1 protein-coding gene is annotated in these 255 nt (G+C 68.6%); it reads right to left on the bottom strand.

Features of this window, described 5'->3' with window-relative positions; genetic code table 11:
• Nucleotides 1-255: DUF4140 domain-containing protein (locus SB771_RS35745; protein WP_410722136.1), on the bottom strand; the 255-nt coding region annotated here is incomplete at both ends.

The raw sequence follows: 255 nt of genomic DNA, 5'->3' as shown, positions 1-255 counted from the left end.
GCGGCCTGCTGGCCCTGCAGCTTGCGGATCTGGTCTTCCAACTGCTTGACGCGCTCGTTCGCGGTGTCGGCCTGGAAGGCATCGCGCACGCGCACATCCAGCAGGGTGGCCTGGCCGCTGCTCTTGGCCGAGACCTGCAGCGAATTCTCCTGCAGGCTGGCGGGCAGCTTTTCCAGGACCAGTTCGTGTTCGCCGGCGGGCAGGTCGCTGCTGGCGGCACGGGTGACGACGGCGCGGTCCTGGTAGACCGTGACC

Origin of the sequence: Burkholderia sp. SIMBA_051 (assembly GCF_046534915.1) — a bacterium.
GTDB classification, from domain to species: domain Bacteria; phylum Pseudomonadota; class Gammaproteobacteria; order Burkholderiales; family Burkholderiaceae; genus Burkholderia; species Burkholderia ambifaria.
The sequence above is the reverse complement of the archived record's forward strand: the minus strand, read 5'-3'. Positions and strand labels throughout refer to the sequence as shown.